Here is a 25959-nt window from a genome sequence, read left to right on the forward strand (position 1 = left end):
CCCTCGTGAGGCGTTTACTGTTGGTCCAAGGGTGCGGCCCCCATCTGGGGTGCCCGCGGCGATACTGGATCTGAGGGGCATGGCCATGGCGAGCAAGAATCCGAAGGTCGAGGAAGCCGATGAGAGCGAACTCGAGGTCAGCAAGCCCAAGGACTGGGCCGCGGGAATCCCGGGCGTAACGCATTCCATGGTGCCGGCGATCGAGCACATGGGTGTCAACCGGACCCGCGAGACGGTGCTCGCCATGAACCAGAAAGACGGCTTCGACTGCCCCAGTTGCGCCTGGCCTGACCCGCACCACCGCAAAGCGTTTGAATTTTGCGAGGAGGGCGCCAAGGCCGTCACCTGGGAGGCGACTCCCATCGTCATCGGCTCTGACTTCTGGGCTGAGCATTCCGTGAGCGACCTGCGGACACGCAGCGAGTACTGGCTGGGCATGCAGGGCCGGCTCACCGAGCCCGTCTACAAGCCCTCCGACGAGGATTACTACCACCCCATCACCTGGGAAGAGGCCATCGAACTGGTCGCCACGAGGCTCAACGCCTTGGGCTCTCCGGATCAAGCGACCTTCTACACCAGCGGCCGTACATCCAATGAGGCGGCGTTCCTGTACCAGTTGTTCGTGCGCGGCTATGGCACCAATAACCTGCCGGACTGTTCGAATATGTGCCACGAGTCCTCGGGCCGGGCCATGGGCCAGACTATCGGCGTCGGCAAGGCAACGGTCACCTTCGACGATTTCGCGGCGGCGGACCTGATCATCTTGATGGGGCAGAACCCCGGCACGAATCATCCTCGTATGCTCAACGAGCTGGAGGCGTGCAAGCGCAACGGCGGCTCCTTGGTCGCTGTCAACCCACTGCCCGAGGCGGGGCTCAAGCGGTACAAGAACCCGCAAAAGGTTCGCGGCGTGGCAGGAAAGGGCACCGAGCTGGCCGACCAGTTTCTGCAGATCCGGCTGGGCGGGGACATGGCGTTGCTGCAGGCGGTTTCCAAACGCGTGCTCGACGCCGAGGCCAGGAACCCCGGCACTGTTCTTGACCACAAGTTCCTGGCGGAGCACTGCGAAGGCCTTGAGGAGCCTGAAGGAGCACCTGGCTCAGGCTCGACGAGCAGGAGGTGCTCGAAGCGACCGGTTTGCGGATCGAGGAGATCGACGAGCTCGCCGAGCGGTACCTGAAAGCGGACAAGGTCATCATCACGTGGGCCATGGGCGTCACGCAGCAGAAGAAGGGGGTCGACACCATCAAGGAGATCATCAACCTCCTGCTACTGCGGGGCAACATCGGCAAGCCCGGAGCCGGCGCCTCCCCCATCCGCGGCCACAGCAACGTGCAAGGTGACCGCACCATGGGCATCTGGGAGCAGATGCCGCCGGCATTCATGAACGCCCTGGGAAAGGAGTTCGACTTTGAACCTCCGCGGGAGCATGGTGCCGACGCCGTCGAAACGATCCGCCGGATGCAGGAAGGAAAGACCAAGTTCTTCCTGGCCCTCGGGGGAAACCTCGTGGCGGCGATCTCCGACACAGACGCAGCGGAAGCGGCGATGGAACAGACCGACTTCACTGTCCAGATCTCCATCAAGCTCAACCGGTCCCACATCTCCACCGGGAAGGAAGCTCTCATCCTGCCCACCATGGGTCGAACTGAGATCGACATCCAGGAGACCGGGAGGCAGTTTGTCTCCGTCGAGGACACTGTGTGCGCAGTGCACGCATCCTGGGGCCGGGTCGAACCGGTAGCCCACACGCTGCTGTCCGAAGTGTCGATTATCTCGCGGCTGGCCAAGGCGACTCTCGGGAACAAGATCAACGCCGACTGGGACGGCTTTGAAAAGAACTACGACTTGATCCGCGACCATATTTCCCGGGTGGTGGCAGGGTGTGAGAACTACAACGAGCGGATCCGGCAGGACGGCGGCTTCATTCTGGAGAACGGCCCGCGGGACTCACGCACCTTCCACACGCCGACCGGCAAGGCAGTGCTGACGGCGAACGACCTCGAGGCGGTGGAACGCCCTACCGGGACACTGATCCTGCAGACCCTGCGCTCGCATGACCAGTTCAATACGACCATCTACGGTTTCAACGATCGATACCGGGGAATCAAGAAAGGCCGTCACGTCATCATGGTCAACGCCGAGGACATCACCGAACTAGGTATGGCCGACGGTCAACTGGTGGACGTCTATGGGGTGAACAAGGACGGTAAGGAGCGGGTACTACGCGATTACCGCGTGGTCTCCTACCCCACACCGCGCGGTTGCGCCGCTGCCTACTATCCGGAGGCAAACGTCCTCGTGCCGCTCGATCACGTCGCGGATGGCAGCAACACGCCAGTCTCGAAGGCCGTCATCGTTCGTCTGCGGCTGCCCCGGTCCGCCGGGACTGAAACGGCTGGTGCAACGGCCGGGGCCGCCGCTCTGGCATAACGTCAGGGGGTTCTTGAAAGGGACTTGAAGAGAAACGGCGGATGTCGACCGTCCACGTAACCGAAAACGCTGCATCAACTCCCAAGACGCCACCGGCACTTCAGCGAACTGTGAGCGTGACGGCGGACCGCCTAACGTTCCCCAATCGGGGAAGATCGTGAGATCCAACTCGGGCGTACTCGACACCCTCGCACTGCCCTGGGAGTCTGAGTCGACTACCGGCCAGCCCCTGCGCCGACGCCCAGGTGACGATCACTGCTCACTAGACTGAAATAGAGTCCACGACCTTGGGAGGGACTTTGAATACCGAACAAGCAGCAAGGATGAGCACCGGAGTCGGCTTCGTCGCAGCCCTCGACCAAAGCGGCGGTAGCACGGGTGGCGCCCTGAAGCTCTACGGCATCGATCCGGCCTCGTACGGCACCGATGAGCAGATGTTCGACCTGATGCATCAGATGCGTGCCCGTGTAATGACGGCTGAAAGCTTCACGCCCGACCGAATCCTCGCGGCGATCCTCTTCGATCAGACCATGGACCGCACCATTGAGGGCCAGTTGACGGGTGATTACCTCACTACCCGAGGTATCGTGCCGATCGTCAAGGTCGACCAGGGCCTGGCAGCAGAGGAGGACGGCGTCCAGTTGATGAGGCCCCTCACTAAGCTGGAACCCCTCCTCATACGTGCCGTTGAACGCACGATGTTCGGCACGAAGATGCGTTCCGTGATCAAGGCAGCGAGCCCCGCCGGCATCCAGGCGATCGTCGACCAACAGTTTGCCGTCGCCGCGCAGATTCTTTCCCATGGCCTGGTGCCGATCTTGGAACCCGAAGTCGACATACATGCCCTCGACAAGGCCGAGGCCGAAAACCTCCTCAAAGCCGACGTTCTGGCAGCCCTCGACGGGCTGCCCACCGACCAGCCCGTGATCGTCAAGCTGTCGATCCCGACGGTACCCGACTTCTACGCCGACCTGATCGAGCATCCGCTGATATTGCGGGTGTTGGCGCTTTCCGGTGGCTACAGCCAGAGTGAGGCCTGCCGATTGCTGGCCGAGAACCACGGTTTGAGCGCAAGCTTCAGCCGGGCTCTGCTCGAGGGCCTTACTGTTCAGCAATCGGACGCAGACTTCAACACCATGCTGGCCACCTCCATCGAGCGGATCTACGCGGCGTCCACGACCTAAGCCACATCAAAACAGGAGTGATCATCGACGAGTTGGAACCGAACGCGCTCACAGCGCCTCGAGGAGCATCAGACGGCCACGGAGCCCTTATCCACCGGTCGGCTTGGGTGAGCGTGGCCGCTCGGAGGTGATCTGAGCTTTCTTGTGGTGGGCGTGGACGTACTGCCTGCCTTGCTTCCGGTGGTGTTCCTGGGTCCGGTTGCGCCGTGTGGCTGGGTGGTCAGATGGTCGCGTCTCGCGGTGCCCCGCGCGCATCCCGGATCCGGGAGCACCTTGATCCGTAGGTTCCTTAGATGCTCACTGAATTGCTTGTAGTGAGTAATCTTCACGCGTATAACTGTGCAATATGCTTCGAGGCGACACGGATGCGCGGTACCTCAGACCCAGTAAGAGCGGCTCACCATGGGATACCTGATGTACACGGGAATCATCATCGATTTCGACGATCGGATTCTTGCGCACCTGCAGATTGTGATCGTGCAGAAGCTTCGCCGGGGTGAAAGTTTCGTGCTCTCCTGGCCCAATTGCGGGGAACCCGGCGGCCACGGCTCGACGTGGCTGAGCCCCGCGATCCCGCTCTACTTCCGTTTCAGTGGTGGCCATGCACCAAGCATCAACGAGAAGTGGCTGCACTGCCTGAGCGAATCAGCCAACAGGCTCCTGCGGTCTCATCGTCACCGGGGAAGAAGACTCCTACCTCGAGGCGATGCCCGAGCACGCCCTGCTTCCTCGCCGGCACAGGGAGGGGTACCTTGTGCATGTGGCCCCAGCGTCGCAGGCGACGACCGCACGGGAAGCCTGAGCGCGGCCGGGCCGGATCTTGGCTACCCCGACGTTTCTGCTTGGTGACGACAGATCGTGGCTGGTCGCGCCGCTTGTCGACGCCGCGATTCAACTGCGGCTTGGCCAACGACTAAAGTCCATGCGTGCGGCTGCTCGCGGGTCGACACATTCTGGCTCTTTGGTTGCGAACTCGATCAGGGCCAATTTGCTGTCGCTCAATTGCTGAGGCCGAGTTGGGAGCCAAAGGAAATGAGGTTCATCGCATCGAAGACAGAAACCGGTGGGCGTCGGGGACGTACATGTCACTGATCGGCTTCGATGTTCACGAACCCCAATCCTGCGACCGTGAACGGAACCCGATGAAAACACGACGAAAATGATCCCGCGAGGCGGTCAAACGGCTGCCGAACTGGCACAAGGAATCCCCAATCTGCCATTAAGGCATCACCTCTGCCGTTGAGGCATCACCGATTGACCAAGGTAGCCTGTAATTTTCTCACCTGACGGCACCAAGCGTCCCGAAATTTCAAAGGAGAGATTTGTGACCGAAGAAAGCCCAACCAAGACCCGTGGTCTGGAAGTCCGTTCCATCGACTACGTGCCCAAAAACGAGCGTCACGGCAAGGTCTGGCACATCGGGCCGCTCTGGTTCATGTGCAACGCTCAGATCGCGACCCTCGCGATCGGCGTCGTGAGTTTCGCGGCCGGCGGAAACTTGGTCTGGTCGCTCATCGCGATCACCATCGGGCTGGTCATCGGCACCGTGTTCATGGCGGCCCATTCATCGCAGGGCCCGAAGCTCGGTCTGCCGCAAATGATCCAGTCGCGGCCGCAGTTCGGCTACGTGGGCGCCCTCCTCGTGTGGCTCTTCGCCTTCCTCCAGTACGCAGGTTTCAACGTCTTCAACACGGTCCTCGCAGGCAACGCGATCAGCGGGGCGTTGCATTCCGACCCGGTGGTTTCTCCGTTCTGGTTCTGGGCAGTCACCCTCGTCGGCGCTGCCGTCGCCCTCTTCGGCTATGACCTCATCCACAAGATGGAGCGCTACCTCACCTACGTCACGGTGGTCGTGCTCGCGCTGCTGACGTTTTCGGCGCTCGTCAACCTGCACCTGCCCGACGGGGCCTTTAATCTCGGCGATTTTAATCCAGTCGCGTTCTTCTCTCAGCTGGGCGTCGTCGCCGGGTACCAGATCTCCTGGGCCATCTACGTCTCCGACTACTCGCGCTACCTGCCCGCCGAAACGCCCAACCGCAGCACCTTCCGCTGGACCTTCTGGGGCAGCGCTATCGGCGGTGCCTGGCTGATCTTCCTCGGTGCGTACCTCGCCGCAGCCGTCGCCGACTTCGATGCCGGCGATCCGATCACCGCGATCCAGGGTGTGGCCGACAGCCTCTTCCCCGGCTTCGGTACGATCGCGCTGCTCGTGATCGCTTTCGGCCTGATCGCGGTCATCGTGCTGAACATGTACGGGGGTCTCTCACCCTCATCTCCTCGATCGACAGCATCCGCAAGGTACGACCGACCGTCACCGTGCGGATCGTCACCGTCGCGATCACCGCAAGCATCTCCGGCGTCCTGTCTCTCTACGCATCGAGCAACTTCGCGGTCTTCTTCGCTGACTTCCTCCTGCTCGTCTTGTATTTCTTCATCCCGTGGACGGCGATCAACCTCACCGACTACTTCATCGTGCGCAAGGGCCACTATGCGATCACGGAGATCTTCAAGCCCAACGGTATCTACGGTCGTTGGGGCTGGGCGGGCATCACTGCCTACCTCGTCGCGTTTGCGTGCATGACCCCGTTCTTCGACATCTCGGGCTTCTATGTCGGATTCGCTTCGCAGTCGATGGGCGGCGTAGACGTCGCGCTCTTCGTAGGGCTGCCGATCGGTGCGCTTCTCTACTGGCTCTTCACAAGGAACCTGGACGTCGCGGCCGAACAGCTCCTAGCCGAGGAGCAGGCCGACGCCCTCGAGCTCGCCTCCCAGGAGCAGGAAGACCTCCCGGGCGCCCTCGTCGACTAAGGCCTGATCGGGTAAGCGGTCCGGGCCCGTGACCGCCCTGGTCACCGGCCCGGACTTCTTGCCTATGATCACCGCAGCGCCGACAGGCGACACAACGCACGTCGGCAACCAGCCAAGGAGCAAACATGATCCGCATCGCGTGCCGACAGCTGGCCCCGATCATCCCCGACCTGACCGGCAACATCGAACGGTCCGTTGCCGCGGTGCGTGAATCGGTGGCGGCCGGCGCCCGGCTCGTCGTGCTGCCAGAGCTGGTCACCACCGGCTACATGTTCTCCACGCCGGAGGAGGCCCGCTCCGTCGCCGTCACGACGGATGATCCCCTCTTCGCTCAGTGGGCACTCGCAGTGGCCGACATAGATGGCGTCGTCGTCGGCGGCTTCGTCGAACTTGGCGCCGACGGTCTCGTCTACAACAGCCTCGCGGTCGTCGACGGCGCAGGCGTCCTGGCAAGCTATCGCAAGACTCACCTGTGGGATCGGGAGAAGCTCATCTTCACGCCCGGCTCGGCCGTCCCACCTGTCGTAGACACCCCACTCGGGCGACTCGGAGTCCTCATTTGCTACGACCTGGAATTCCCCGAGATGACCCGGAGCCTGGCTCTTCGCGGGGCCGAGCTAATCATCGTGCCCACCAATTGGCCACGGGAAACCGTGCCAGAGGGCGAGCGCGTCCCGGAAGTCACGGTCGCCATGGCGGCCGCGTACATCAACCATGTCGGCGTTGTCTGCTGCGATCGCAGCGGCACCGAACGCGGCCAGGACTGGAACGAGGCCAGCTGCATCATCGACGATCGCGGCTGGGTCGTCGCCACCGCCGACTCGACAGGGATCGCGATGGCCGACCTGGATCTGCTCCTCTCCAGGGACAAGACCATAACCCCGTTCAGCGACGCGTTCGGCGACCGGAGGCCGGAGCTGTATGGCGAGGTCGTCGCACCGCTGTAGGCCACGGTCCCGTCGGTTCGGTGATGATGAGCGACGGTGAGCGGCGTCGGTCAACGACGGTGGTACGCCTCGAGCAATGCCCAGAGCCTCCGCCCGTCCGGAGAAGGCATCGAGATCCAATTCCAGGATGGCCGCCAGACGCTGGACCCGGGCGCGCAAGCCGTGGCGGTGAATCCCAAGCGCCCTGGAGGCAGGTCCCTGGTGCCGGATCGGAGGGCGTGTGCGAGGGCGCGCCTGGCTTAGTCCAGCCCAGATCGGAATTCTGCGTAGACAGCGGGCGTGGAAACGCCCGCACGCAACCCGACGGAATCGACGAGCTCGCTGACGCGTGACTGGTCGGCTACCGACACGATGAACACGAACTGGTCGCCTGCGCGGGCGAAGAAGACCCTTCCCTCCCCATCTTGGACCTTACGCTCGAACGACGCCTCGAGAGCGGAGCTAGCGGAGGACCCGACATCGCATGTCACCACGAGGACGGGCTCTGCGGGCAGGGGCTCGGAGACTGCGGCCATCACCTGGTCGGCCGCGTCCGCGTGGCCGGAGACGATAAGGTGCAACATTTGCTCTCGAATGATGCGCACGCTCCGGTCTGCGGCGTCGTGCTGCTCCAGGGACACCGCCACGAGAGCCAGAGCGGCGGTGACCACCGACTGTGCCGCGGCGTCGAGTACGTCGACGTCGGCCACGGCGAGTGCCCCGCGGATAGCGTTCCGCGAGCCCAGGGTCTGGATGACGGCGTGCCGTTCGCCAAGTCGAACGGCCACGCTCGACCGACGCCCAGAGTTCAACAGACGCGCCACTTCCGCAGCTAGCTCGGCGCCCTGGTGGCTGCCGAGGCTGCCCAACGGGTGCACGGAGGTGACGTTCCCGCCGGAGTCGAACATCACCACCCTGCATTCGAGTTGGCGGGCCAGCTCAGCGAGTACGTTGTGCACTCCTCCGGAACCCAGTGCCGCAAGTGACAAGGACTGTTGCGCCTTGAGCGCCCAGTCATCGCGTGCGCTAGCCTCCCGCACGAGCATGTCCGCCGCCCACCGGATGATCGCGATGAACGGGGTTCGGTACGGCACCTCCACGAGCGGAAGTCCGGCCCCAGCGCAGGCAGCGACCAGATACGGCGGAGTGCCCGACCGGACGACTTCGGTGCCGAAGCCAAGCGCCCTGACCCCGTTCGCAGTCAACCTCCGCACGTAGTCGACGAAAATGCCGGACGAAGCGCCCACCATGAACTGGGTGCCCGTCGTCAGCAGCATCTGGTCGTCGGACAGGAAGGGCGTGGGATCGAGGAGATCCGTGCTCGAGATCCACTGAATTGGCTCGTCGATACTACCCGCCGCGGTCAGGATGGTGACCCCGAGACTCTGGCGTTGCAGAAGCTGGCGCACAGTGGGAGGCATGAATGCCAAGGCTAACCCAGAATGCAACAAAGCTGCCCGCCCGGGGCTTGAATCACGTCAAGCGGCCCGCTCATCTTGCCCTTTGATCATTGAAGCCCGAAGTGTCCAGAAGTCCGGAGTCTCACCGCGGCATGGGCTTGCCGACTCGGCCAAACCATTCCCTATTTGGTACGCACATGAGTACACACAAGGAAGCAGTGAGAAGCGGCGGATATCGTTTGTTGAACTGACTGAAAACGCCGATTAGGCCCGTTTCGGACCGGAATAATGTGCCCCTGGATGGATTCGAACCCCAACCGTTTCCTTAGGACACAGTCGAAAACGCCACCTCACTCGGAAAAATTATCGGGTTGACCAGCTGTAACAAACAGCGATCTGATCGAGGTGTACACAGTGGCGTACACATACGGATTGATCGGCAATGCGCGCGTCCTGTGCAGCTGTAGACCTGAAGATCCAAGCCGGCTACGAATACTCCTTGGTTCTCGCTGCGATAATGAAGACAACGGAGAGATGCGCGATCACTGCCATGGGGACCGCCTTCGAGACGAACGGCGCTGCGCCGACGTTAGGGAATCAGCCCGCTCCAGGAGCCGACCGTGGCGACGAGACCAACGATGATTGCAAATGCTCCTGCGACCAGGATGAGCCTGGGTGACTGTTCCCAGTCGCGAAGCCGAATGCCCTGACGGAGTCTTTGTGCGCGTGCTGCCCGTGAAATCTTTTCTCGGAAGACAATGAAGCAGCTACCGAAGAGCACGGCGAACGGGCCCCACAGCATGAAGAAGCCTTGACCAGTCATGTTCGGATTATGGCGGTCAGGTGAAACCTCGACGACGTTCTTGTCGGCGTGGCTCGAGTTAGGGCGAAGACCTTCAGCATCGAAGCAATGAAAACCACACTTACGCGATTCCCTGGCGGACGTAGTGTCAGACGCCAATGATGCCATCCCCGCAAGCAGGCCGTCTGACACTGACGCGGAATCCGCGGGCGGGCTCTCTCGTGCGTCCTAGTTCCGGCGCTCAAAGGTGTCTCCTGTTGCTTGCGCCTCCCATAGCTTGTGGATTCCGGCCAAGATCCGAACAGAACAACATGGCGCGGCCCGTCCGCAGGACCCGTGTCGAGACGAAATCTTGAGCCGCCAGGACGGTCGCCGCACGTGACACTCACGAGTACTAAGAGATCGCGGTCTGCGGCAGATTCGAACGGCTTCTAGAAGAAGTCGAAAACGAAGCGGCCAAGCGCCCGTAGGGATCTACCGAGACTGCGCACCAACCCGATACCGCGACGCCTCGATTCTGCCCAAGTGGCGCCGGCCACCGTCACTGCGGCGGCCAATGCGACGAGCAGCGCGACCTCGACAATCGGGCCGGGCAGACTGACCACACCATCAAGGGCAATGACGAGTCCGGCCGAGAAAAGAACTACAAGCCCGAGGACGGTCGTCCACAACGGCCAACGAGACAATAGTCGGTGTTCCTCTGGCGGTAGCACAGGCCCGACGCTAGCACGCGAAGTCCCACTCCTCCGAATAGTGGGTTCTTCACGTTTTGTTGAGCCTGCAGAGGCTCCTCCAGCCGCCATCGTCGACAATGATTGGTTCACGCGTGGCGACTACGGAGGCAATTCGGCCCCGCTCTTTCAGATGAGTTCGGGGGGCGGTCCTTTCGCCGGCTAGGTCGATCTGGCATTCCGGAGAGCCTCCGAAAACGAACCTCGACGCAAGGCACACGCTCCCTTCCGAGCACGGATGCTTAGCCTTCACCGGCTGAATTCACCGAGGCGCATCGACCGAAACTGAAAGCCTGGCGCTTCTGTGTGGCGCCGACTGCCCGACGTCTAGAGGCGACCTACGTCAGGCGATTGAAGGCGGGCTGCCAATTCCGAGCTCCCACGGGCCCGCACCCGACCAGATCAATACGAATTCGCACGATTGCCCCGGCGCGGAGCCCCGCTTCGCCTTGCCCACCAAACCAACCTTGGTTCGATCATTGCAGCCCGCCGCCGGGATGGCCCACAAGTATGCAGACTCACCGCGCTGCAAGCCTGCCGAACCCCAAAGCATTCCTCGTTGGTATACACAAAGGTGTACACATTGGCAGCAGCAGAAACTGCGGATAACTACCGTCAAACCAACCATAATTGCCGATTAGGCGCAATTTGACTCAAAAAAGTGTGCCCCTGGAGGGATTCGAACCCCCAACCGTTTCCTTAGGACACAACCGAAGACGCTACCCCACTCGCTAAAATTTCCCGTCTAATCAGCGATAATAATCGGCGATCTGATTCAGGTGTACACAGCGGTGTTCACATACGGATTGATCGGCAATGTCGTCCAGAGCGCGGTAGCCGACTACCTCATAGACGATGATCGCGGAAGGAAACATGGGCCCGGCAGATGGCGAAGCGACGCTAGCTGGATTCGCCCCCACCTCGCGCCTGGTCTTTCTCAATACGACGTTCCCTGATCGTTCTGCTGGCGCCCACAACGCATGAAACCACTGTCACAACCCCCATCAGCGTTATAAGAATTCCCATGAGGAACATGACTCCCATCGGAACTGCGGGACTACGTCCACCTCCACCGACCAGCACGGCCCAGTCACCGTTGGCTTGCAGGAAGACCCTGCGCGACATAGATGCGCCGAAGACAGCGAACGCAGCGAATGCGATCGATTGCATGACGTCCCGAGCGACGGGAACCTGTTGAACGCGCCTTCGCCCTAAACTCACGACTGGAAATCCTCCGCTTGTCGAAGCCGTGCCGCGATGTCCTGCAATGCAGCCCCGGTCGCGCGACGAGGTAATAGTCCACTCTTCTGGTCGTCCCTGAGGAACATTGAGAAGGAATGGGGGCCCGACGGAGTGTGAATCGTTGCCTGAAGTGCTTCAAGCGTCCGAGAAAGATAAGGCGCCTGTACGACCCTGTACTCGATCTTCTCGAGCGAGCTGATTGCGGCCACTTGAGACACCCTGCTCAACCCTGACCACCATGAGCATTCGTACTCACCAAGCATGACAACGCTGGACGTGTTCACCCTGAGCCGACGGCCCGAGCCGAAAGTCGCGACGGCATCGAAAACTTCGGGCAACACGGTTGTCACATACGCCGGCACCACCGGGTTCTGATCCCGGACGGACTTGAGCAACCGAGGCCAGCGCCACATGGTGACCCAGAACACACCCAGGATCATCAATATTGACAGCGCAACCCCAATGAGTAACGCAGCCCGGCCGGAAGATCCACCCTGAGCGCCGTCTAGCTGTGACGCGCCGACGAAGGCAATTGCTAGTCGGACAAGCAAAGCGACAACGAGAAATCCACCACTGATGCAGATCCAACGGGTCCTGCTTGAGCCATTCATCGTTACCCCCAAAGACCCGACAGCCCACCATCGGTTGTGGCTGCGCCAGCTGGCAGAAGCCCCGCTTGCGCCGTTCCCTCTAGCAGCCCGATCGTACCCTGTCTTGCGCGGGCTATGCGCCCAATCCCAGCGCCTCGCAGCCTGGGATAACTTCGACGAGAAGAATAAGCAGGAAGACCTCGAGGCAGCCCATAGGCTCGCGGCCGCGAAGAAGCAATCACCGCCCACGAAGTGAAGTTGCGGGGCCGGCTTCACAACACTCTCAACCGTATAAGAAGGCGCTTCGCTGTGATCGGAAACTCCCTTTCCGACGCGGCGGGGGTGGCTGCCGTCGGCTGCGCCTTCGAGATCGCAGAGCCGGCAGTCATCCAATGGTCTGACGGCGTGGCAACTAGTGATGTCGAAGAAATGCACTTCACCAGTTCTTTACTGGCATCGAAGGCTATTTCAGTGTGCCCCTGGAGGGATTCGAACCCCCAACCGTTTCCTTAGGACGGAACTGCTCTTCCGTTGAGCTACAGAGGCTGGCTGTCAAAGTTTAGCTGGTGCGAGCCCGATCGGGATTACGCGGGCGGGTACAGGAACAGCGCGACATCGCTGGGCGACACCGTGCGCTTGTGATACGAGTGGCTGCCCATCCAGTTGTACTCCTCGAGCACGACGGATCCGTCACTCCCGATCGACTGCACATAGGCGACGTGGTTGTAGTTGAACCACGCGACAGCGCCGACGACCGGGGTCTTGCTCGTGGTCCAGCCGTGGTTGGACCAGGCGCTCGCCCAGGCGCTCGCGTTGCCGCCGCCGGGGGTCAGGCTGTTCCAGGTCCAGCGCCAGGAGGAACCTGTCGAGCCGGCGTCGCGGTTGAGGCGCCAGGCCACGAAGTCGACACACTCGCGGTAGTAGTAGCTGAGCGGGGACAGGCCACCGCCCTGCGACTCAGTGGGCATGTTGTACCAGGGGTAGTCATCACCCTCTGCACGCACACCATAGACGGCGAAAGCGGCGGACGCGGCACGAGCGGAGGCGGCCTGCTGTGCAGCGAGGGCCTTCTTGGCCGCGAGCGCCTGGGCGGCCAGTTGCTCTTTCGTGGTGGCGGCGAAGCCGTCACGCGCCACAGTGACCGCTGTCGCCGCGGCTGCGACGGTGAGGCCCTGCACGCTCTTGTTTCCCGAGGACTGGGTGGCGCTCGTCAGGTCACCGGCTGCGCGCGGGGTGAAGGCGTAGGCGGGAAGTGCCGCGGTGAGGAAGATGGCCGGGATGGCAAGCACGGCGATGGCGATCTTGACCGGATGCCGTCGCTTGCGTGGGAAGCGACCGACGGGCTTCGGCGACGAGACCGAAAAACGGCTCCGCGGCTTCGCCGTGGGAACGACGACAGACTCGGGCTTCGGGGCGAGGAATTGCTCCGTCGCCGGGCTCAAAGCCGGAAGCGCCTCGCGCTGAGCACGCAGTTCGCGACGAGTGGGAAAAACCTCGGGGCTCGCTACGGAATCGGACACGCCAGACTCGGGCAAAAGTATTCCTCTGGATCGTGGCGTATCGTTCGGGTTCCTCCCACCCTAGGGGAAACCGTCAGAGAAGTCACCCCCGGCGTTACACATCCGTTACATTGCCTGATCAGGCGGCTGGCGCGAGAAATTCGTCCCATTGCGGCAGCGGGCGTTCGACGCCACGCACCACCCAGCTCGAGCCGATCGGGATCTTCGGGTGGAACAGCAGGTCCCAGCCCATCTCGGCGGGAGTGCGGTCGCTCTTGATGTTGTTGCAGCGCAGACAGCAGGCCACGAGGTTGTCCCAGCTGTCGCGACCGCCGCGGGAGCGCGGCTGCACGTGGTCGATCGTGTTGGCGGCCCGGCCGCAGTATGCGCAGCGGTGGTCGTCGCGACGAAGCACCCCGCGCCGGCTCACCGGCAGCGAACGCGAACGCGGCAGATGCACGTACCGGGTGAGGATGATCACGCTGGGCCGGTCCCACGAACCGGTCGTCGCCCAGACCGGATGGGCCTGGTCGGCGGCCACGATGGTGGCCTTCTGGTTCATGACCAGCACGATGGCCCGTTTGAACGAGACCACGGCAAGGGGCTCGTAGCCCGCGTTCAGGACAAGTGTGCGCATGCGTTCCCTTTCGAAAAGGGCTGGACGGCTTCCAGCCATTCGATCTACTCCCTCGCACCAAGAGATGGAAGCAAACGGGCAAACAAAAAGGGCGCTGTCACAATGACAACGCCCGACGGGCTGCAACGCGAGAACACGCGCAACTCAGACATGTTTGACTGCCGTGCCGCAGCGCAAAGCGGCAGCGCACATCCATGGTGTGGATCGTGCATCGCTCGCGCATTGGCTCTCCCAAAAAACTCGCAGTACTACAGAGCATCAGGTTAACTCACAAGCGACACGCCGCGCAGCAGTCGCAACGCATCGTGGGCAAGCTGTTACGCATTGTTCACATCAGCGCCGCCCGGCGAGGTAGCAGGCATTCCCGCCGGGCGGAGCTCCGTCGAGGCGCTTCAGATGCCGAGGCGGACGATGTAGTACGAGCTCGTCCAGAGGGGCTGCACCCGAACGGCAGCCCCCTCATAGGGTGCGTGCAGGATATTGCCGTTACCGGCGTAGATGCCGTCGTGACCATCCATGATGACCAGGTCGCCCGGCTGCGCATCGGCGAGGGAGATCCGGGTGCCCGCGGCGCCCTGGCCCGCGGCGGAATGCGGCAGGCTGATCCCGAACTGGGCATAGACGTACATGACGAAGCCGGAGCAGTCGAAACCGGCCGGGGTGGACCCACCGTAGACATAGGGAACGCCCTGATACTGCAGGCCGACGTTATAGACGGATGCGAGGCTGAACGTCGGGTAGGACGGGTTCGCCAGGAAGTCGGAGACCGACGGCCCCGAATACGCGGCCGCATACGTCGTCATGGAGGCGGCCGCGGCGACGCGACGCGCTTCGGCGGCTGCCGCCGCCGCAGCCGCAGCAGCCGCAGCCTTGGCCGCGGCGATCTCTTCGGGCGTCGTGGCGCTGAAGCCGTCGCGGGCTACGCTGACGGTCGAGGCCTGGTCGGCGACGGTGAGTGTTTGGGCGCCCGACCGGGTGAGTGCGGTGGATGCCGTCGTGCCGTGCGCGGCATCCGTTCCGGGAGAACTCGGCGCAAAGGCATAGGCGGGGATGGCCATGGTGGCGACGAGTCCGCCTGCCAGGGTCATCATCACGATGTTGGCGATGGCGCCGTGTCGGCGCGACGGGCGGGCGAAGATCCCACGAGCGGGGGCCTCCTCACGCCGCACCGGCGTCGGGGCCGGCCGTGCGGGAGTCGGGGGTGGAACCTCGACGGGACAGTCTTCTACCTAAGTCTTCGGCCAAAGTGTTTACCTCCGGCGCCTCGACAACACTAGGGAGTTGCCCCGTCCAATGCGTTGGTCGCATGTGTTTTCCGAAACAGGAGACGGGAATGGAGACGTCCGGTTTCGAGCCCGGCGGCCGGTTCTGGCCTGTGGGACTCGTCCGACAGTACGTGAGGTTTCTCCGTTTGTCACCCCTTGGTGACGATTTAATAACGAACGCGTAACGAAACGGTCCGCCACGGAGCGGCAAAAACCCCGCATCCGCTCGGATTCTGCCGCGCGGAACGGGCGGTTACGACCCGGCGATCGGGGTGGTCACGAAGATGTGGCTCGCGACTTCGTTCGGCAGTTCGAGACCCTCGTCGAACCCCGCGACCTCGACGAGGACGTAGGAACCGAGTGCGGAGAAGACCCCCGAATTGCCCGGCATCACGCCGGCGTTCTTGAGCTGGGCGAGCAGGCTCCGGGTCGAACTGCACGGGTTCGCCGAGGCGGCGGATGACTGCGGTCACCGGCGTCGTGGAGCCGGCGACGACCTCGACGAGGTTCGTCACTCCGGCCATGAATGCGACGGCGGGCGAGTCGCCCAATTCGTCGAGCCCGGGGATCGGGTTGCCATACGGTGACTCGGTGGGGTGCCCGAGCATCTCCAGGATCTTGCGTTCGACCTGCTCACTCATGACGTGCTCCCACCGGCAGGCCTCGTCGTGGACGAATTCCCATTCGAGGCCGATCACGTCACTCAGCAGACGTTCGGCGAGGCGGTGCTTGCGCATGACGTGCACGGCCTTGCGGCGGCCGTTGATCGTGAGTTCGAGGTGGCGGTCGCCGGAAACGACGACGAGCCCGTCCCTCTCCATGCGCGCGACGGTCTGCGAAACGGTCGGGCCGGAATGGCCCAGTCGTTCGGAGATCCGGGCCCGGAGGGGGACGATGCTTTCCTCCTCCAGATCGAGGATGGTGCGGAGATACATTTCGGTCGTGTCGATCAGATCAGTCATCGCCGGCCTCCCAGTGCCTCCGTGTGCGTCACAACCTTATCGCCGTGTTAGGGGTCGTTAGAATCGCCTCATGTCGAATCTGATAATTCCCTCCGAACTCTTGCCCGTTGACGGACGATTTGGCTGCGGCCCGTCCAAAGTCCGTCAGGAACAGCTCGAGTACCTCCTTAAATCTGGCACGTCCATTATCGGCACCTCCCACCGTCAGGCGCCGGTGAAGAACCTGGTCGGCCGGGTCCGAACCGGCCTCGCGGAGCCTGCTTCGCGCTCCGGAAGGCTATGAAGTCGTCCTCGGCAACGGCGGGTCCACCGCGTTCTGGGACGCCGCCGCGTTCTCCCTTATTTCCAAGAAAGCCCAGAACCTCGTCTTCGGTGAGTTCGGCGGCAAGTTCGCTGCCGCGGCGAGCGCACCGTTCCTCGAAGCACCCGACGTTATCAAGGCCCCGGCAGGCTCGCGCAGCAAGGCCGTCCCGACCGAGGGCGTCGACGTGTACGCCTGGCCGCAGAACGAGACCTCGACGGGTGTCATGGCACCCGTCACGCGCGTGCACGGAGACGCCGGAGCCCTGACCGTCATCGACGCCACGAGCGCCGCCGCAGGCATCGACTACGCCGCCGACCAGGCGGATGCGTACTACTTCGCCCCGCAGAAGAACCTCGCCTCCGACGGCGGCCTCTGGATGGCCCTCTTCTCCCCCGCGGCCATCGAGCGCGTCGAGCAGATCGCCGCGAGCGGTCGGTACATCCCGGAGTTCCTCAGCCTGAAGAACGCGATCGACAACTCGCGCCTCAACCAGACCCTGAACACCCCGGCCGTGGCCACCCTGCTCCTGATCGAGAACCAGCTCGACTGGATCAACGGCAACGGCGGCCTCGCCTGGGCCTCCGCGCGCACCCGCGAGTCCTCCTCGGTGCTCTACGACTGGGCCGCGACCGTCGACTACGCGACGCCGTACGTCGTCAACCCCGACCACCGTTCGCAGGTCGTCGCGACGATCGACTTCGACGACGCGATCGACGCCTCCGCCGTCGCCAAGACGCTGCGCGCGAACGGCATCTCCGACACCGAGCCGTACCGCAAGCTCGGCCGCAACCAGCTGCGCGTCGCGACGTTCACGGCGATCGAGCCGAACGATGTGCGCCAGCTGGTCAAGTCCATCGAATTCGTCGTCGCCAACCTGGGCAAGTAACGATCCACGTGCGCCTCTGGCTGAAAGACAGCGAGCGCCGGCCCGATCCTGAGCCGGCGAAAACGGATGCGCGCACGCCGATCCTGATCGGAGCCCTCGCCTGGCTCGTGGCCGCGGGTTTCGCCCTGGTTTTCCAGGGCGAACTCGCGGCCCGCGAGCTCGGCTGGTGGATGTGGTGCGCGGTTGCCGGGGTCGGCATCGGCCTCGCCGGGCTGGCCTGGCTCCGCCTGAGGCGCCGGTAGTTCCTCACCCGCTCTTTGTCAGACGCTCCTCGTCAGGGGCGATTTGTCAGACGCTATTCGTCCTCGTCGATGTCATCCGGGTCGATGTCATCGTCTTCTTCGTCATCATCGTCGTCATCGTCGACGTCAGCGTCAGCGTTGTCGTCGGTATCGTCGGTGTCGTCGTCATCGATGTCATCGTCATCGTCGTCATCGTCGTCATCATCGTCGTCATCGTCATCGTCGAGGGCGTCGGCGGCCGCGGTCGCAGCGGCCAGGTCCTGGGCCGTGCGGTAGTCGGCGAGACGATCAGACCACGGGACCCACTCGGGCGCAACGAGGGCCTCGTCTCCCGGCGTGAGCTCGGTTTCGAGCACCTGCGGCACGGACTCCCCGTCGATGCGCGAGAGCGTCACCGTCCAGCGCCAGCCCGGGTACCCGGTCATCGTGCAGTCGAAGAGCAGCGATACGACCCGGTCGCCCTCGACGACATGCCCGAGGGGCTCGCCGATGGTGTCTTCCGGTGTGAAGGTGAGCAGAGCAGCCCTGGCCACCTCGACGGCCGCGACGAGTGTCTCGTCGGTCGGAACGGCATCTGCTGCCGGAGAATCGGTCTCGACGGACCCGGCGTCGACGGTCTCGGCGTCGACGGTCAGGACGTCGAGTGTGGTGTCTTCGGTCTGCTCAGGCATCGAGTTCCTCTGCGACCTTGCGAAGCATTGCGGCGATCTTGTGGCTGTGGGCGCTGTCGGGGTAACGGCCGCGACGCAGGCTTGCACCGATGCCGTCGAGTACCTTGACGAGGTCCTCGATGATGATCGCCATGTCGTCTGCGGGCTTGCGGCTGAGCTTGACGAGGCTCGGCGGCGCTTCGATGATACGCACGGAGAGCGCCTGGGCGCCGCGCTTGCCATCGGCGATGCCGAATTCGAGCTTCGTTCCTGGCTTGACCGTCACTCCGGTGGGCAGCGCAGAAGCGTGGAGAAAGACCTCCTGGCCGTCATCGGAACTGATGAAGCCAAAACCCTTCTCCTCGTCGTAGAACTTGACCTTGCCGGTGGGCATCTGGACCTCGCTGAATTCCGGGCGCGCGACATGCGCGCCAACCGCACCCAGCTTATTCGGTTGCACCCGTCGCCGCCCCGTATCCTTGACACTGTGACCAATCAAACTCCACATGCCGCCGGCCGGCCGGAACGCATTCTCGCCTATATGGTCGCCGCCACCGTCGGCCTGTCGATTCTCGCGTTCTTCACCGTCATCATCGGCACCTGGCTCGGCGCCGGCGCCAACAACGGCTTCGGCCAGGGTGTCTGGCCCGCGATCCTCGCACTCCCGCTCGTGGGGCTGCCGATTGGATTCATCCTGATCATCGTTCTCCTGGTGACGACCACCGTCCGCCGCGCTCGCGAGGCACGACAGAACGGGAAGTAACGCCGTGCTGACGCTCGCCTCACGCCTTCGTGCCCTCGACGACGCGGCGTTGCGCCGCACGATCGAAGTCCGCGCGATCGCAGCCCACGGAATCCGTGACTTCTTCGACCTCGCCGAAGCCCTGCTGAACCCGGCTGCGGTCCAGGCAGCGCTCTCCAGGCTGGACCGGTCGACCCTGGCCGTGCTGGCGATCGCGGCCACCGAGGCGCCGGCCGAAACGACCGACACCGCAGGCGCGTCCAGCGGAGCCATCAGCCTCGATGCACTCACCTCCCGCCTCACCGAGCTCGGCGGACTGCCCGTCACCCGAGCGGATGTCGCCGCCCGCGCGGCCGTCCTCGACGAACTCATGCTCGCACTCCTCTCCGACGACGGCCTCCGGGTCTATCCGGCCGTTGCCGAGCACCTGGCGACCTGGCCCGACCTCGGATTGCCGTCCGCTCTCGAGCTTGCGTCCATACCCGCCCCCTCCGCGCTGGCGACGGTCATCGCGACCGACAGCCGCTTCACCGATCGCCTCGCTGCCGAACGCGCGTTCGCGGCGGTCTCCTCGATCGCCGAGCTTGTCACCGAGCTCTCCCGCGAGCCCGTGCGCGAGCTCAGCCGGGGCGGACTCGGCCTGCCGGACACCAAGCGCCTCTCGTCGGTCATGGGCGTCGAACTCGAAGCCGTGGCCACCTACGTCGCGACTGCGGCCAGGGCGCAGCTCATCGCGCACTCGACCGGGTACTGGAACGAGACGGAGGCGGGCGAGGCCTGGCTCCTCGAGGGCACCGCGCACCGCTGGGCGGCCCTGGCCGGCTCCTGGCAGGCGGCACTGCCCGCCGACGTGCGCAGCATCCTCGCGCACCGCCCCGGCGTCTCCTGGGGCGAGGGACTGCGCAGCTTCGTGACCTGGCTCTACCCTGCCGGCGGCGAATGGATGGACACCCGCGTCACCGAGTTCGCCCGCGACGCCGAGCTGATCGGCATCACCGCACACCAGACCACGAGCCCGGCCGGCGCCGCGGTCCTCGCCGAAGACCTCGAGGGCGCCATCGCCACGATCGGGGCCTCCCCTGCCTGCGGAGGTCGGGGCGGTCTACCTGCAGAACGACCTCTCGATCGTCTCCCCCGGCCCGCTCGCTCCCTCGATCGACGCCCGGCTCCGTGGCCTCGCCGACGTCGAGAGCCGCGAACTCGCCCTCAGCTATCGAATCTCGGCGACGTCGGTCAACCGGGCACTCGCCTCGGGGGAAACCGCAGAATCGCTCGTCGACTTCCTGCGCACGATCTCGCTCACCGGCATCCCGCAGCCCATCGAGTACCTGATCCGGGAGTCCGCCGGCCGGTACGGACGGATCCGGGTCGGCGAAGGGGCCGCACCGACCGCGCTCAGCCGGAGCTACGTCCGTTCAGACGATGAAGAGGCTCCTCGGCACCCTCGCCGTCGACCAGACACTCAGCCCGCTCGGGCTCGTCCGCGCGGATGCCCACCGCCTCACGAGCCGGTTCACCTCCGACGTGGTGTTCTGGGCGCTCAACGACGCCAAGTACCCCGTCGCGGCGGAGGGCGCCGACGGCGAGATCCTGCACCTCCGCAGACACCAGCTCGCCCGGGTCCTCCCCCCAGAGGCTCCAGACCTCGCCCTCATCCTGGTCGAAAAGCTCCGCGCCGCGGACGGCGGCGAAGACGTCGCCGCCGATGCCTGGCTCGCCCGCCAGCTCGATTCGGCGATCAAGTCCAAGCAGACCGTCATCGTCAGCATTGCCATGCCGGGCGGGGTCGTCGTCGACTACCTGCTCGAACCGGCGAGCGTCGGCGGCGGCCGGTTCCGCGCGAGGGACCGCCGGGCCGACATCGAACGCACCCTGCCGCTCTCGAGCATCATCAGCATCACTCCCGCCCCATAAGCGGGGGTCGCCCGATGGGAGCCTCCCAGCCGTGCGGGCGTAGGATTAACGGCTATGTCTGATGGCCCACTGATTGTCCAGAGCGACCGCACGGTTCTGCTCGAAGTCGCCCACCCCCTCGCCGAAGATGCGCGCCATGACCTCGCCGTCTTCGCCGAGCTGGAACGGGCCCCTGAGCACATCCACACCTACCGGATCACCCGGCTCGGCCTCTGGAACGCCCGCGCAGCCGGACACGGCGCCTCGGACATGCTCGCGACCCTCGAGAAGTACTCCAAGTTCGCGATCCCCCAGACCGTGCGGATCGACATCGAGGAGACCGTCGGACGCTACGGCCGCCTGATCATCGAACGCGACGACGAGGGCCAGCTGGTCCTGCAGAGCAACGACCGGGCTGTGCTGATGGAGATCTCCGGAGCCAAACGGATCGCCCCCCTCCTCATCGGCCACCCGACCCCCGATTCCTTCCTCGTCGAACCCTGGGCCCGAGGCCAGGCTCAAGCAAGAGCTCGTCAAGCTCGGCTGGCCGGCAGAGGACCTCGCCGGGTACACGCCGGGCACCCCGCATGACATCGCGCTGCTCGAGAACGGCTGGGCGCTGCGCGACTACCAGAACAAGGCCGTCGCGAGCTTCTTCGACGGCGGTTCCGGAGTCGTCGTGCTGCCCTGCGGAGCGGGCAAGACCCTCGTGGGCGCCGGAGCAATGGCGACCGCGAAGACCAATACCCTCATCCTCGTCACCAACACGGTCTCGGCCAGGCAGTGGCGCGACGAGCTGCTCAAGCGCACCACGCTGACCCAGGACGAGATCGGCGAGTACTCGGGACAGGTCAAGGAAGTCAAGCCCGTCACGATCGCGACGTACCAGATCCTCACCGCGAAGCGGAAGGGTGAGTACGCCCACCTCGAGCTCCTCGACGCGATGGACTGGGGCCTCGTCATCTACGACGAGGTGCACCTCCTTCCCGCACCGGTCTTCAAGCTCACGGCCGAACTGCAGGCACGCCGCCGGCTCGGCCTCACCGCGACGCTCGTGCGCGAGGACGGCCGCGAGGGCGACGTGTTCAGCCTGATCGGCCCCAAGCGGTTCGACGCACCGTGGAAGGAAATCGAGGCACAGGGCTTCATCTCCCCCGCGTCCTGCTACGAGGTGCGGATCGACCTGCCCCAGTCCGAGCGGCTCACCTATGCCGCCGCAGCGGACGACGAGCGGTATCGCCTCGCAGCGACCGCCCCCGCCAAGCTCGACGTGGTCAAGCGCCTCGTCGCCAAGCACCCCGGCGAGCGAATCCTCGTGATCGGCCAGTACCTCGACCAGATCGATGAACTCGCCGAGGCGCTCCATGCGCCGAAGCTCACCGGGGCCACTCCCGTCGACGAACGCGAACGGCTCTACCAGGCCTTCCGGGTCGGTGAGGAGAACCTCCTCGTCGTCTCCAAGGTCGCGAACTTCTCCGTCGACCTGCCGGAGGCGACCGTGGCCATCCAGGTCTCCGGGTCGTTCGGCTCCCGCCAGGAAGAGGCGCAGCGCCTCGGCCGGCTGCTCCGCCCGAAGGAATCCGGCCTCGCCGCAAACTTCTACACGCTCGTCGCACGCGACACCGTCGACCAGGACTTCGCCCAGAACCGCCAGCGCTTCCTTGCGGAGCAGGGGTACAGCTACACCATCCTCGACGCGAACAACCTTGACACCGACGCCCTCATCGGCGAGGCCGCCGCCGGCATCCGCTGACCGAACCGTTCGACGGAATCGGTCAGACCGCCGGGCGGGTGTAGCGCAGGAAGAGCATGTCGCCGGCGGTGAGCACGTGACCCAGGCGCATCGCGCGCGATGCGGTCGCGGCGCTGTGCGCGATCCGGCCAGAAGTGCCCGCCTCGAGCACCGGGCTCAGGCTCAGGCAGAGTTCGTCGACCGCATCGGCGGCGATCAGAGCCCCGAACAGGCTCGGGCCGCCCTCGCAGAGCACCTGCCGCAGGCCCCGCGCCGCAAGCTCGCAGAGAGCCAACGGGAGATCGATCTCGGCCACCCCGGAGACGAATACGTCGGCCACGGCCTCGAGGTCGGCGCGTTTCTCGGCCGATGACCCCGCGTGCGTGATGACGATCGGGCGCGTCGCGGCGTCAGTGAAGAGCGGATGCCCGACGTCCAGGTCCAGCCGCCCGCTCACGACCGCGATCCGCGGCTGCGGCGGCAGCCCGTGCGCGACGCGCCAGACCTCCGCGGCGGCATTCAGGCGGATGCCGCCGTAGCCCTCGGCGCGGACCGTGCCGGCCCCGACCAGGATCACGTCCGTGAGGGATCGGAGCGTATCGAAGACGAGTTTGTCGTCAGCGTTGTTCAGGCCACCACTCAGGCCGTCGTGGGTCGCGGCGCCGTCGAGGCTCGCGATGAAGTTGACGCGCAGCCGCGGGGCGGTCCTGTCCTCGATCCGATAGGCGTCCAGGAGTGCAGCCTGGCTGAAGTCGGTCATCGCTCAGGCCAGGTTGTGGCGCTCGTACGCCGGTTCGCGGAAGCCCAGGATCGCCTCGGTCATCCGAACGGCGTCCACGGCGGCGCGCACGTTGTGCATCCGCACGATCCGGGCGCCCTGCATGATGCTGAAGACGGCGGCGGCGAGTGAACCCTCGACGCGTTCGTCACGGGCTCGGCCCAGGGTCTCGCCGATGAAGTCCTTGTTGGAGACCGCGACCAGGGTCGGGTAGCCGAGAGCGGCGATTTCGGGCAGGCGCCGAGTGAGCCTCAAGCGAGTGCCGGGTGTTCTTGTTGAGGTCGTGGCCCGGATCGATGATGATCCGCTCCGCCGGAATCCCGCGGGACAGCGCAAGCTCGGTGCGCTCACGCAGGAACTCGGCGACCTCGGTGACCACGTCGCCGTACCGCGGGGCCGGGTGCGGCATCCGCGGGCGTGCGAGGCTGTGCGTCACGACGAGCGTGGCGTCGCTGTCCGCGACGACGTCCGCCATCAGCGGGTCGTGGATGCCGGTGGTGTCGTTGATGACGTCCGCGCCGGCCTCGATCGCCGCACGTGCAACGGCCGGATGGAACGTGTCGACGGAAATGACCGCGCCGGCGCCGCGCAGCGCCAGGACGACCGGGACGACACGGTCGATCTCCTGTTCGACGGGGACCGGAGGACCGGGCGCGAACTTGACCCCGCCGATGTCGACCCAGTCCGCGCCATCGGCGATCGCCTGGAGCGCGGCTGCGACGGCCTTGTCCAGGGCGAACGTTGCGCCCTGGTCGAAGAACGAGTCCGGAGTGCGATTGATGATCGCCATGACCGCGACCTCGCGGTCGAAATCGAATTCGCGGCCGCCGATCACGCGGCGCGGGTGGATCAGCGCGGGCAGCGCGGCGTTGTGCCCCGGCATCAGGAACCGACCCCCGGCGTCTGGGCGCCCGCCGGGCCGAGGAGGCTGTCGAGGCTGCGGGATTCGTCCCGCAGCGCGGACACGTCGACACGCACGCGCGACCTGATCAGGTTCTGGACGGAGCCGTTGACCTCCCAGACATTCACGTTCATGCCCGCAACCACGCGACCGTCTGCGACCCAGAACGCGATGAACTCGCGGGATGCCCGGTCACCGCGGAACACCAGGCTCCGCATTTCCCGCCAAATCGCCATACCCCGAGTATTCCATTCCGAGGTCGAATTGATCGGTGTAGAAGTAGGGAATCTCCTCGTAACTCACCGCGCGGTCGAGCATTGAGAGCGCGGCGGCCCGGCCGGCGTTTTCGGCGTTGGCCCAGTGCTCGACCCGGAGATGGTGTCCGAGAACCGGATGGAACACGCTTGCGACGTCACCGACCGCGAAGACCCCTGGCTCGTTGGTGCGGAAGGCGGCGTCGACGACGATGCCGTCTGCGACCTCGAGCCCGGCGTCGAGAGCGAGCCGCGTGTTGGGTGTCGCACCGATCCCGACCACGACGACGTCCGCGGGCACGACCTCTCCGTCCTGCGCGTCCCGGCCGGCGGTCCCGTCCGCCTCCGCGTGGAGCCGGACTCCGGTGACCTTCCCGTCCGTGCCGAGGACCTCGGACACGCCGGTCTCCATCCGGAGGTCGACCCCGTTGGCCCGGTGGAGCGCCGCGAAGACCGCGCCGATCTCCGCGCCGACCGCACGCTGCAGCGGCACGGCGCCCTGGCCGAGCACCGTCACGTCGTTGCCGTAGCCGCGAGCGGCCGCCGCGACCTCGAGGCCGATCCAGCCGGCCCCGATCACGACGACCCTGCGGCCCCCTGACGCGAGCGCGGCCTTCAGCCGGGCCGAGTCTCCCACGGTGCGCAGGAGGTGCACGCCGGCCAGGTCTCCCCGGATCCGGGGAACGGCCGGGCGGTCGCGCCGGTCGCGAGCAGGAGCCGGTCGTAGCGGAGCGTCTTGCCGTCGGCGAAGGTCAGCTGCCGCGCGTCAAGGGTGAGCGCCGTGACCGCGCGACCGCGCACGACCTCGATGTCCTGTGCGGCATACCAGTCCGTCGGGTGCACGTCGATCGAGTCACGGGCGGATGTCCCGGCTAGGAAATCCTTGGACAGCGGCGGCCGGATGTACGGGTACTCGGCCTCCTCGCCGAGCAGGACGACTCGTCCGTCGAAGCCTTCGGCGCGAAGCGCCTCGGCCGCGCGAGCCCCGGCGAGGCCGGCCCCGACGATCACGTATGTTGCGCTCTTCATGGTGTTCTCCCGTTCGAATCCGTCTCGGCATCCGCGTCAGAGTCGCCCCGGCGGCTCCGCACCCCACTC

20 protein-coding genes, 1 tRNA gene and 6 pseudogenes are annotated in these 25959 nt (G+C 64.9%); 12 read left to right on the forward strand and 15 right to left on the reverse strand.

Features of this window, described 5'->3' with window-relative positions:
- Window positions 1–85 precede the first annotated feature (85 nt).
- The 6 genes and pseudogenes from KIV56_RS20315 (at window position 86) to KIV56_RS07570 (ending at window position 7372) form a co-directional block, all read left to right on the forward strand.
- Window positions 86–1180 (forward strand): molybdopterin-dependent oxidoreductase, encoded by a 1095-nt coding sequence (locus KIV56_RS20315; RefSeq protein WP_432432618.1) that lies wholly within the window; start codon window positions 86–88, stop codon window positions 1178–1180.
- Window positions 1120–2433 (forward strand): molybdopterin-dependent oxidoreductase, encoded by a 1314-nt coding sequence (locus KIV56_RS20320; RefSeq protein ID WP_432432619.1) that lies wholly within the window; start codon window positions 1120–1122, stop codon window positions 2431–2433. The genes KIV56_RS20315 and KIV56_RS20320 overlap by 61 nt, the downstream gene beginning before the upstream one ends.
- A gap of 299 nt (window positions 2434–2732) precedes the next feature.
- Window positions 2733–3617 carry a fructose bisphosphate aldolase gene (locus KIV56_RS07555; RefSeq protein ID WP_281535767.1) on the forward strand — a complete coding sequence of 295 codons (885 nt, stop codon included), beginning with the start codon at window positions 2733–2735 and terminating at the stop codon, window positions 3615–3617.
- A 1381-nt stretch (window positions 3618–4998) separates the two neighbouring features.
- Window positions 4999–5856, forward strand: a pseudogene (locus KIV56_RS07560) (purine-cytosine permease family protein); the annotation flags it as partial.
- 77 nt (window positions 5857–5933) lie between these two features.
- Window positions 5934–6425, forward strand: coding sequence for a cytosine permease (locus KIV56_RS07565; protein ID WP_281535768.1), 492 nt, complete (start codon window positions 5934–5936; stop codon window positions 6423–6425).
- A 125-nt stretch (window positions 6426–6550) separates the two neighbouring features.
- Window positions 6551–7372: a nitrilase-related carbon-nitrogen hydrolase gene (locus tag KIV56_RS07570; protein WP_281535769.1), complete on the forward strand. Its 822-nt coding sequence runs from the start codon at window positions 6551–6553 to the stop codon at window positions 7370–7372.
- 239 nt (window positions 7373–7611) lie between these two features.
- On the opposite strand, the gene KIV56_RS07575 is transcribed toward KIV56_RS07570, so the two are convergent.
- The 8 genes and pseudogenes from KIV56_RS07575 to KIV56_RS07610 all read right to left on the reverse strand — a co-directional run bounded on the left by KIV56_RS07575 (window position 7612) and on the right by KIV56_RS07610 (window position 16479).
- A complete protein-coding gene (locus KIV56_RS07575; RefSeq protein ID WP_281535770.1) occupies window positions 7612–8772 on the reverse strand; it encodes a PucR family transcriptional regulator ligand-binding domain-containing protein in 1161 nt (386 codons plus the stop codon).
- A gap of 568 nt (window positions 8773–9340) precedes the next feature.
- Entirely contained in the window at window positions 9341–9745 is a 405-nt protein-coding gene (locus tag KIV56_RS07580) for a hypothetical protein (RefSeq protein ID WP_281535771.1), read from the reverse strand.
- A gap of 1756 nt (window positions 9746–11501) precedes the next feature.
- Window positions 11502–11954, reverse strand: a complete 453-nt coding sequence (locus tag KIV56_RS07585; RefSeq protein WP_281535772.1) for a hypothetical protein — start codon at window positions 11952–11954, stop codon at window positions 11502–11504.
- 636 nt (window positions 11955–12590) lie between these two features.
- Window positions 12591–12662 (reverse strand) — tRNA-Arg (locus tag KIV56_RS07590).
- A gap of 38 nt (window positions 12663–12700) precedes the next feature.
- Window positions 12701–13636 carry a CHAP domain-containing protein gene (locus KIV56_RS07595; RefSeq protein WP_281535773.1) on the reverse strand — a complete coding sequence of 312 codons (936 nt, stop codon included), beginning with the start codon at window positions 13634–13636 and terminating at the stop codon, window positions 12701–12703.
- A gap of 118 nt (window positions 13637–13754) precedes the next feature.
- Window positions 13755–14252 carry an HNH endonuclease gene (locus KIV56_RS07600; protein ID WP_281535774.1) on the reverse strand — a complete coding sequence of 166 codons (498 nt, stop codon included), beginning with the start codon at window positions 14250–14252 and terminating at the stop codon, window positions 13755–13757.
- Between the two features lie 392 nt (window positions 14253–14644).
- Window positions 14645–15421 (reverse strand): C40 family peptidase, encoded by a 777-nt coding sequence (locus KIV56_RS07605; protein WP_281535775.1) that lies wholly within the window; start codon window positions 15419–15421, stop codon window positions 14645–14647.
- 349 nt (window positions 15422–15770) lie between these two features.
- Window positions 15771–16479: pseudogene (locus tag KIV56_RS07610) on the reverse strand (metal-dependent transcriptional regulator).
- A gap of 70 nt (window positions 16480–16549) precedes the next feature.
- Between KIV56_RS07610 and serC the strand changes: the two are divergent.
- Both serC and KIV56_RS07620 read left to right on the forward strand, forming a co-directional pair.
- A pseudogene (gene serC, locus KIV56_RS07615) lies at window positions 16550–17669 on the forward strand (phosphoserine transaminase).
- A gap of 8 nt (window positions 17670–17677) precedes the next feature.
- Entirely contained in the window at window positions 17678–17911 is a 234-nt protein-coding gene (locus tag KIV56_RS07620) for a DUF2530 domain-containing protein (protein WP_281535776.1), read from the forward strand.
- A gap of 53 nt (window positions 17912–17964) precedes the next feature.
- On the opposite strand, the gene KIV56_RS07625 is transcribed toward KIV56_RS07620, so the two are convergent.
- Together KIV56_RS07625 and KIV56_RS07630 are read right to left on the reverse strand one after the other, a co-directional pair.
- On the reverse strand, window positions 17965–18582 hold the full coding sequence (locus KIV56_RS07625; protein WP_281535777.1) for a DUF3027 domain-containing protein: 618 nt from the start codon (window positions 18580–18582) through the stop codon (window positions 17965–17967).
- A complete protein-coding gene (locus KIV56_RS07630) occupies window positions 18575–18955 on the reverse strand; it encodes a cold-shock protein (protein WP_134450059.1) in 381 nt (126 codons plus the stop codon). The genes KIV56_RS07625 and KIV56_RS07630 overlap by 8 nt, the downstream gene beginning before the upstream one ends.
- 93 nt (window positions 18956–19048) lie before the next feature.
- On the opposite strand from KIV56_RS07630, the gene KIV56_RS07635 reads away from it, so the two are divergent.
- The 4 genes and pseudogenes from KIV56_RS07635 to KIV56_RS07650 all read left to right on the forward strand — a co-directional run bounded on the left by KIV56_RS07635 (window position 19049) and on the right by KIV56_RS07650 (window position 22949).
- Window positions 19049–19324 (forward strand): hypothetical protein, encoded by a 276-nt coding sequence (locus tag KIV56_RS07635; RefSeq protein ID WP_281535778.1) that lies wholly within the window; start codon window positions 19049–19051, stop codon window positions 19322–19324.
- A gap of 1133 nt (window positions 19325–20457) precedes the next feature.
- Window positions 20458–20718: pseudogene (locus tag KIV56_RS07640) on the forward strand (helicase-associated domain-containing protein); the annotation flags it as partial.
- 7 nt (window positions 20719–20725) lie between these two features.
- The gene (locus tag KIV56_RS07645; RefSeq protein WP_281535779.1) at window positions 20726–21217 is read left to right on the forward strand and encodes a hypothetical protein; all 492 of its coding nucleotides are present in this window, start codon (window positions 20726–20728) and stop codon (window positions 21215–21217) included.
- A 54-nt stretch (window positions 21218–21271) separates the two neighbouring features.
- Window positions 21272–22949: pseudogene (locus KIV56_RS07650) on the forward strand (DNA repair helicase XPB).
- Window positions 22950–22971: 22 nt separating this feature from the next.
- Here KIV56_RS07650 and KIV56_RS07655 read toward each other — a convergent pair.
- From KIV56_RS07655 to KIV56_RS19615, 5 genes and pseudogenes are all read right to left on the reverse strand, one after another.
- Window positions 22972–23688: a pyrimidine reductase family protein gene (locus KIV56_RS07655; RefSeq protein WP_281535780.1), complete on the reverse strand. Its 717-nt coding sequence runs from the start codon at window positions 23686–23688 to the stop codon at window positions 22972–22974.
- Window positions 23689–23691: 3 nt separating this feature from the next.
- Window positions 23692–24589, reverse strand: a pseudogene (gene folP / locus KIV56_RS07660) (dihydropteroate synthase).
- The gene (locus tag KIV56_RS19605) at window positions 24589–24825 is read right to left on the reverse strand and encodes an oxidoreductase C-terminal domain-containing protein (protein WP_348648505.1); all 237 of its coding nucleotides are present in this window, start codon (window positions 24823–24825) and stop codon (window positions 24589–24591) included. The pseudogene folP and the gene KIV56_RS19605 overlap by 1 nt, the downstream one beginning before the upstream one ends.
- A complete protein-coding gene (locus KIV56_RS19610) occupies window positions 24800–25516 on the reverse strand; it encodes an NAD(P)/FAD-dependent oxidoreductase (protein ID WP_348648506.1) in 717 nt (238 codons plus the stop codon). The genes KIV56_RS19605 and KIV56_RS19610 overlap by 26 nt, the downstream gene beginning before the upstream one ends.
- Entirely contained in the window at window positions 25477–25890 is a 414-nt protein-coding gene (locus KIV56_RS19615) for an FAD-dependent oxidoreductase (RefSeq protein WP_348648507.1), read from the reverse strand. The genes KIV56_RS19610 and KIV56_RS19615 overlap by 40 nt, the downstream gene beginning before the upstream one ends.
- Window positions 25891–25959: the final 69 nt, after the last annotated feature.

Origin of the sequence: Cryobacterium breve (genome assembly GCF_027594785.1) — a bacterium.
GTDB lineage: Bacteria > Actinomycetota > Actinomycetes > Actinomycetales > Microbacteriaceae > Cryobacterium > Cryobacterium breve_A.